Below are 6,895 nucleotides of genomic sequence, written 5' to 3'. Positions count from 1 at the left end.
GCTCGGACGACTCGGAATTTCCATAAGGTTCCTTCCCCGCCACAAAAGTGTCACGCAACAGGCTGACACACAGGGAATACGGGCGTCGAGGGTCCGTCTGCGCGTCGCAGACGATCTTCCGCGTCGGAGCGGCCCGCCCAGCAACGCGACACAACAAAAAATCCCCGGAACCACATGGCTCCGGGGATTTAATTTTGTGGCAGATGAGGGATTCGAACCCCCGTAGGCGTTGCCAGCTGATTTACAGTCAGCCCCCTTTGGCCGCTCGGGTAATCTGCCGAACTTCAAAAGAAGTCACTCCCGATCATCGTTTCGTTTCGGATCCGGTAAGCGCGAGCAAGACAACCTTACAGAACTTCGGCCGAAGAATCGAATCGAGGCTTCGGAGCCCCAAAATCAGCGGAAAACTCAGGCATCTCCGAGTATCCGGCCCGCCAGTTTGGCCTCAAAACTTGCAGCCTGCTCCATTGTGATCTGGTTGAGCTGCACAGCCCGCAGCAGGTCCGCGTGGACACCATCCATCCGGGATGCCGCGTCCGGGACCGGGCTCAGGACCACGGAAGCCGCGAGCGCCGCGGCTGCAACCGCTGTCGCAGCAGTGGCAGCGGCGACTCCGATCGAACCGGCGGCGGCAGCAGCTGACTTGGTGACGTATCGGACGGCCTGGTTGCTCATGGTGCTCCCTTTCAGGATGGGCTCTTCAAACTGGTACAACTCTGTCGGGGCAGTCTCAGTTCCGGCCATACGTGTGCTGTGAGCGAACTGTGAACCCGCGGCACACACCGGGCGCTTCCGTACTAGGCTGGATGGCAGACAAAACCGCCCGATTCCGGGCCACACCCACCGATCAAAAGGAGAGTCATGGCAGGCGAATCCACATTCGACGTCGTCAGCAAGGTAGACAAGCAGGAAGTTGCCAACGCGCTCCACCAGTCCCAGAAGGAAATCGCACAGCGATACGACTTCAAGGGCGTCGGCGCCGAGATCGACTTCAGCGGCGAAAAGATCCTCCTGAAGGCCAACTCCGAGGACCGCGTCCTCGCTGTCCTGGACGTGTTCCAGTCCAAGCTCATCAAGCGCGGCATCTCCCTGAAGTCCCTCGACCAGGGCGAACCCTTCCCCTCCGGCAAGGAGTTCCGCCTGGAATGCTCCATCAAGGAGGGCATTGCCCAGGACATGGCGAAGAAGATCAACAAGATCATCCGCGACGAGGCCCCGAAGTCCGTCAAGTCCCAGATCCAGGGCGACGAGCTCCGCGTCACGTCGAAGTCCCGCGATGACCTACAGGAAACCATGAACATCCTGAAGAAATTCGAAGAGGCCGATCTCCAGTTCGTGAACTTCCGCAGCTAGCGGATCACGCCTCACCTGAGCCGGGGTGCAGTGTCGAATTATGACACCGCGCCCCGGCTTTTGCGTGCCCCGCCGATGTAATCTCGGCAATTACGACATGTTTTTGTTCTGTTCGCGGTACCCCCGGGCATCAAGGCGGGCGGCTTCATTGGTGAGGGCCTGTTCGCATGAAGCCGCCCGTCGTCGAACGCGGCGCTGGACCGGTGCCTCTTTGGGCGGCCGGTTAGGAAAGCGGCCGTCCAGCCATCCGCTCGAGCCGCTCGATGCGCTCGCGCATGGGCGGGTGGGTAGCGAAAAGCTTGGTCATGGCGCCGCCGCGGAACGGGTTGGCAATCATCAGGTGCGAGGTGTTCACGAGCCGCTGGTCCTGTGGCAACGGCACCTGCTTCACGCCTGCTTCGATCCTGCGCAGGGCTGAGGCGAGCGCCAGCGGATCGCCGGTGAGTTCCGCGCCGTCGTGGTCGGCGTCGTACTCCCTGGTACGGGAAATGGCGAGCTGGATCAGCGAGGCGGCAAACGGCGCCAGGAGCGCCATGGCGAGCATGGCAATCGGATTGGCGTTCCGCCGGTCTCCGCCTCCGAAGAACAGCAGCATCTGACCCACGGAGGTAATGACACCGGCGACGGCGGCTGCGATGGACGAGGTGAGGATGTCGCGGTTGTAGACGTGCATGAGCTCATGACCGAGGACACCGCGTAGTTCGCGCGCATCGAGCAAGTTCAAGATGCCCGCGGTGCAGCACACGGCGGCGTTCTTCGGATTGCGTCCCGTGGCGAAGGCGTTGGGTGTCATCGTCGGAGAAACGTAGATCCGCGGCATGGGCTGCTTTGCCCGCACTGAGAGCTCCCGGACGATCTGGTACAGCTGGGGAGCCTGCGCTTCCGAGACCGGGTAGGCGGCCATGGAACGGATGGCAATCTTGTCGCTGTTCCAATATCCGTAGGCCGTTGTCGCGACGCCGACCAGGGCCATGATCCAGATGGGCGCCGCGCTACGGGTGCCCGCACCGATCACGGCACCGAGTCCCAACAGCACCGCCCACAGCACACCGAACAGCGCTGCGGTTTTCAGGCCATTGTGATGATTGTGCACTTCACTACTTTCTTGCAGTTCTCTCGCTAATGGGTGTGGCTATGTTCGGATTAACGCCGACGGCGGTCCGGACGTTCCGGCTTGGGGCTGCGGAATGCGCTGGGCTGGGGCAACCGGCTAGGGCACGGGGTGAACCGAGTCGTATCGGAGGAATCCGCGCTGCCAGCGGGGCACGAGCCAGGCCAGGACCGCACACAGCACGCCGCCCAGGAGTAGTACCCAGCCTTCGCTGAGAACTTTGGTGACGCCACCGGCGAGCATGTCCCCCACTCGCGGACCTCCGGCAACCACCACGATGAACACGCCCTGCAACCGTCCCCGCATGTGGTCCGGAGTAGCCGATTGCAGAATGGTGGTTCGGAAGACCGCACTGACAGAATCCGAGATTCCGGCAAGGGCACAACAGATGGCGGCCGGGATGATCCAAGGCGTCACGCCGCCGCGACCGGCGTCGCCCGCAAGGACTACCACCAGGCCGAAAGCTGCGATCGAGAAGCCCCATCCGGCCACGGACCATACCACCGCGCTGCCCTGGCGCCGCACCCTTCCCAGGGGGCCGGAGAACAACCCCGCCAAGAAGGCGCCCACTGCCACCGAGGCGAGCAGTACGCCCACGGTGGTGTCACCGCCGCCGATCATGGTGGCGCCAATCGCCGGCATGAGGGCGCGCGGCTGGGCACAGATCATCGCTATGAGATCGATGATGAAGGTCATGCGGAGATTGGGTCGGGTGCCCAGGAAGCGGAAGCCTTCGACGACGGAGCGCAAGCCGGGTGCCGACGCGTTCTCGGCCGCGGGAAGGGGCGGAAGCTTGAACAAACTCCACAGCGCGAAAGCAAAGCTGAAAGCGTCGATCGTGTAAGTCCAGCCAAAACCGCTCGACGCAACCAGCACACCAGCAAGCAAGGGGCCCGCCGTCATGGAAATGCCCATGTTGAGCATGCTCAACGCGTTGGCCGCAGGCAACAGTTCCTTGCGGACCAGCAAGGGAATAATGGCGCTGCGTGCGGGCCCGTTGATGCCTTGCGCGCCGCTTTGGATCGCAACGAGCGCAAACAAGATCCAGACATTGTTGAGTTGGAACCACGCTTGGAGCGCGAGGGCAACGCTGCAGGCCCACAAAACGAGGGAAGAAACGATCGCGACTTTCCGTCGGTCATAGGCATCCGAAAGGGCACCCCCAAACAAACCCGCGATCACCAGCGGAACCAAGGCAAAGACACTCAGCAGGCCTACGTAGAGGCTCTGCTGGGTGATGCTGTAGACCTCAAGGCTTACGGCAACGAGCGTCAACTGGGATCCGACCATCGACACGGAGGACCCGAGCCACAGGCGGCGGAATGCGGGGCTTTCGCGAAGCGGGGTCATGTCAGCGAGGAGTTTTGCCACCGTCCAACCCTACCCATCAACACGTACCCCTCCCGGAGGCAACGCGTCCTCACTCCCGGAGGCAACGCGTCAGCTCGCTGGGGGTGCTCTCCGGGGCCGACGCCTGCTCGGTTCATCCGAAGTTAGCCTCGCCTTATTGTGAAGGACTCATAATAAGTGCTTCAATGAGGGTATGGCAGATCACTCGGCAGACCAGGAAGCGTGGGCTTCCGCCCTGCATTCTCACGGACGCCGCGTGACCAAACAGCGTTTGGCGGTCCTCGCTGCCGTTCAGCACAATCCACATTCTCCGGCCGAAGGCATCCTGGCTGCCGCGCGCAAGGATCTTCCCGAACTGACAGCGCAGTCTGTTTATGTGGTGCTGAGCGACCTCACCGACCTACAGATGCTTCGACGCTTCGAGCCGCCCCACTCCCCCGCGCTGTACGAGACGCGGGTGGGCGACAACCACCACCATGCCGTCTGCATCAGTTGCGGCCGGGTGGAGGATGTCGACTGCGCCGTAGGCCATGCCCCCTGCCTCACCCCGCACTGGGATGAGCACTCCAAACCCATGACCATCCAGATCGCAGACGTCCTGTACCAAGGCATCTGCCAGGACTGCCAGGCCAAACAACAGCTTCCTACTCAAACGCAAGTAACCACGAAATAGGAGAACGATGACCGCGAACATCTCGACCACCCAGTCGGGCGCCCCCGTCACCTCGGACGCGCATTCCCAGTCCGTTGGTGCCGATGGTGCCATCATCCTGACCGACCACTACCTGGTGGAAAAGCTCGCCCAGTTCAACCGCGAGCGCGTCCCGGAGCGTGTTGTCCACGCCAAGGGTGGCGGCGCTTTCGGTACCTTCAAGACTTCCTCGGACGTTTCCAAGTACACCAAGGCAGCCCTGTTCCAGCCCGGTGTCCAGACGGACATGCTCATCCGTTTCTCCTCCGTTGCAGGCGAGAATGGCTCCCCTGACACGTGGCGCGACCCTCGCGGCTTCGCCGTCAAGTTCTACACTTCCGAGGGCAACTACGACCTCGTGGGCAACAACACCCCGGTGTTCTTCATCCGCGACGGCATCAAGTTCCCGGACTTCATCCACTCCCAGAAGCGCCTCCCGGGCACCCACCTGCGCGACGCCGACATGCAGTGGGACTTCTGGACCCTGTCCCCCGAGTCCGCGCACCAGGTCACCTGGCTCATGGGCGACCGTGGCCTGCCGGCTTCCTGGCGTGAAATGCAGGGCTACGGCTCTCACACCTACCAGTGGATCAACGCCGAGGGCGAGCGCTTCTGGGTCAAGTACCACTTCAAGTCCAACCAGGGCGTCAAGACCATCACGGGCGACCAGGCTGAAGAGCTGGCCGGCTCGGACGCGGACTTCTACATCCGCGACCTCCAGGAAAACATCGCCGCCGGCAACTTCCCGTCCTGGGAGCTGCATGTCCAGGTAATGCCCTACGAGGACGCCAAGACGTACCGCTTCAACCCGTTCGACCTCACCAAGGTCTGGCCGCACGCGGACTACCCGCTGATCCACGTGGGCACCATGGAGCTCAACAAGAACCCGGAGAACTACTTCGCGCAGATCGAGCAGGCCACCTTTGCGCCGTCGAACTTCGTTCCGGGTATCGCAGCTTCCCCGGACAAGATGCTGCAGGCCCGCATCTTCTCGTACGCGGACGCACACCGCTACCGCGTTGGCACCAACCACGCCCAGATTCCGGTGAACCAGCCGAAGAACCAGGTCAACAACTACAGCCAGGACGGCGCGGGCCGCTACCTGTTCAACGCTCCTTCGGTTCCGGTCTACGCACCGAACTCCGTGGGTGGCCCGGCTGCTGTTGAACCTCAGAACCCGGCGGGCGGCTGGGAGAACGACGGCGAGCTGACACTCTCCGCACACTCCCTGCACGCCGAGGACGGCGACTTCGTCCAGGCCGGCGCCCTCTACCGCGAGGTGTACGACGACGGCGCCAAGGCCCGTCTGCTGGACACCATCACGGGCGCTGTGGGCGGCGTCAAGAGCCCCGGCATCAAGGAACGCGCCATCCAGTACTGGACCAACGTCGACGCCGAACTCGGCGCCAAGCTGCGCGCCAACCTCGGCGCCGGTCAGGGCGAGTCGGCTGCTGAAGCAGCCAACAAGCTCTAACAACGTCCAATAACAGGCAACCCCGCTGCGGATTCTCCGCGGCGGGGTTGTCTGTTTCTACCTGCAGTTGAAACCCCATCCTTGTTCGCCGGACACGGCGTTGTACGTGATGAAATGCGAACAAGGCGCGGGTTGATCCGAGCTTTCCGGGCCGGGGCAGCTACCTGGTCGCGGCTTCACCGACTGGGATTATCCACATAAGCCAATTCGGTGCTGGTCATGCTCATGCGGTGGTCCATAGGATCCTTACATGAGCACATTTACCGGGATCCCCGCCGCTGCTATCGCCTTCTATGCCGAGCTTGAAGAGAATAACAACCGCGAATGGTGGCTGGCGCACAAGGACATTTACGACTCCGCTGTGAAGGAGCCTCTAACGCTATTGCTGGAGGAACTTGAACCAAGATTCGGGCCGGGCAAGGTTTTCCGCCCCAACAGGGATGTCCGCTTCTCCCAGGACAAGTCCCCCTACAAGACGGCGCAGGGCGCGTTTGCGGCCCACAAGGAGGGTGTGGGCTTTTACCTTCAGCTCAGTGCGGACGGGTTGCTCGTGGGCGGCGGATGTCACTCGCGTACCCCGGAGCAGATTGCCCGGTTCCGCGCCGCCGCGGATGCATCGGCCAGCGGAGAGGAACTCCAGAAAATCGTCGATCACATCGCTGCGGCAGGTTTCGCGGTTGAAGGGGAGAAACTCAAGACCGTGCCGCGTGGTTTCGAGAAAGACCACCCGCGCGCCGAGCTCCTCAAGCACAAGTCCCTATCTGCCGGGGTGACTTTGGGTGAACCTGAGTGGATGTCGCAGCCCTCAGCCAAGGAGGAGATCGCCCAGCGTTGGGAGGTACTGCGACCGCTCGTGGAGTGGGTCAACGAGCACGCGGCCCCGTAAGCGTTAGAGCCGCACGTGTTAGAGCCGCAC

General features: G+C 62.5%; 7 protein-coding genes and 1 tRNA gene. 4 read left to right on the top strand and 4 right to left on the bottom strand.

The window, feature by feature from the left end; translation table 11 throughout:
* Positions 1–197: 197 nt before the first annotated feature.
* Both OOZ51_RS20200 and OOZ51_RS20195 read right to left on the bottom strand, forming a co-directional pair.
* Positions 198–279 (bottom strand) — tRNA-Tyr (locus OOZ51_RS20200).
* Positions 280–408: 129 nt separating this feature from the next.
* On the bottom strand, positions 409–675 hold the full coding sequence (locus OOZ51_RS20195; protein WP_265981596.1) for a hypothetical protein: 267 nt from the start codon (positions 673–675) through the stop codon (positions 409–411).
* Positions 676–861: 186 nt separating this feature from the next.
* Between OOZ51_RS20195 and OOZ51_RS20190 the strand changes: the two genes are divergently transcribed.
* Positions 862–1,353: a YajQ family cyclic di-GMP-binding protein gene (locus OOZ51_RS20190; protein WP_265981595.1), complete on the top strand. Its 492-nt coding sequence runs from the start codon at positions 862–864 to the stop codon at positions 1,351–1,353.
* A 223-nt stretch (positions 1,354–1,576) separates the two neighbouring features.
* Here the strand turns inward: OOZ51_RS20190 and htpX are convergent, their stop codons facing one another.
* Together htpX and OOZ51_RS20180 are read right to left on the bottom strand one after the other, a co-directional pair.
* Entirely contained in the window at positions 1,577–2,446 is an 870-nt protein-coding gene (gene htpX / locus OOZ51_RS20185) for a zinc metalloprotease HtpX (RefSeq protein ID WP_265981594.1), read from the bottom strand.
* Between the two features lie 117 nt (positions 2,447–2,563).
* Positions 2,564–3,835 (bottom strand): MFS transporter, encoded by a 1,272-nt coding sequence (locus OOZ51_RS20180; RefSeq protein WP_265981593.1) that lies wholly within the window; start codon positions 3,833–3,835, stop codon positions 2,564–2,566.
* A 172-nt stretch (positions 3,836–4,007) separates the two neighbouring features.
* On the opposite strand from OOZ51_RS20180, the gene OOZ51_RS20175 reads away from it, so the two are divergent.
* The 3 genes from OOZ51_RS20175 (at position 4,008) to OOZ51_RS20165 (ending at position 6,865) form a co-directional block, all read left to right on the top strand.
* Positions 4,008–4,487, top strand: a complete 480-nt coding sequence (locus OOZ51_RS20175; RefSeq protein WP_265981592.1) for a Fur family transcriptional regulator — start codon at positions 4,008–4,010, stop codon at positions 4,485–4,487.
* A 7-nt stretch (positions 4,488–4,494) separates the two neighbouring features.
* On the top strand, positions 4,495–5,979 hold the full coding sequence (locus tag OOZ51_RS20170; protein WP_265981591.1) for a catalase: 1,485 nt from the start codon (positions 4,495–4,497) through the stop codon (positions 5,977–5,979).
* 250 nt (positions 5,980–6,229) lie between these two features.
* Positions 6,230–6,865 carry a DUF2461 domain-containing protein gene (locus tag OOZ51_RS20165; protein ID WP_265981590.1) on the top strand — a complete coding sequence of 212 codons (636 nt, stop codon included), beginning with the start codon at positions 6,230–6,232 and terminating at the stop codon, positions 6,863–6,865.
* Positions 6,866–6,895 lie beyond the last annotated feature (30 nt).

Origin of the sequence: Arthrobacter rhizophilus, from assembly GCF_026241105.1 — a bacterium.
Lineage (GTDB): Bacteria > Actinomycetota > Actinomycetes > Actinomycetales > Micrococcaceae > Arthrobacter.
Note: the sequence above shows the minus strand (reverse complement) of the source record. Positions and strands in the feature narration are given on the sequence as shown.

Bases quoted from the DNA above. Each gene is read 5' to 3' on its own strand.
- OOZ51_RS20195 (WP_265981596.1), bottom strand. From the start codon at position 675: ATGAGCAACCAGGCCGTCCGATACGTCACCAAGTCAGCTGCTGCCGCC.
- OOZ51_RS20190 (WP_265981595.1), top strand. From the start codon at position 862: ATGGCAGGCGAATCCACATTCGACGTCGTCAGCAAGGTAGACAAGCAG.
- OOZ51_RS20175 (WP_265981592.1), top strand. From the start codon at position 4,008: ATGGCAGATCACTCGGCAGACCAGGAAGCGTGGGCTTCCGCCCTGCAT.
- OOZ51_RS20170 (WP_265981591.1), top strand. From the start codon at position 4,495: ATGACCGCGAACATCTCGACCACCCAGTCGGGCGCCCCCGTCACCTCG.
- OOZ51_RS20165 (WP_265981590.1), top strand. From the start codon at position 6,230: ATGAGCACATTTACCGGGATCCCCGCCGCTGCTATCGCCTTCTATGCC.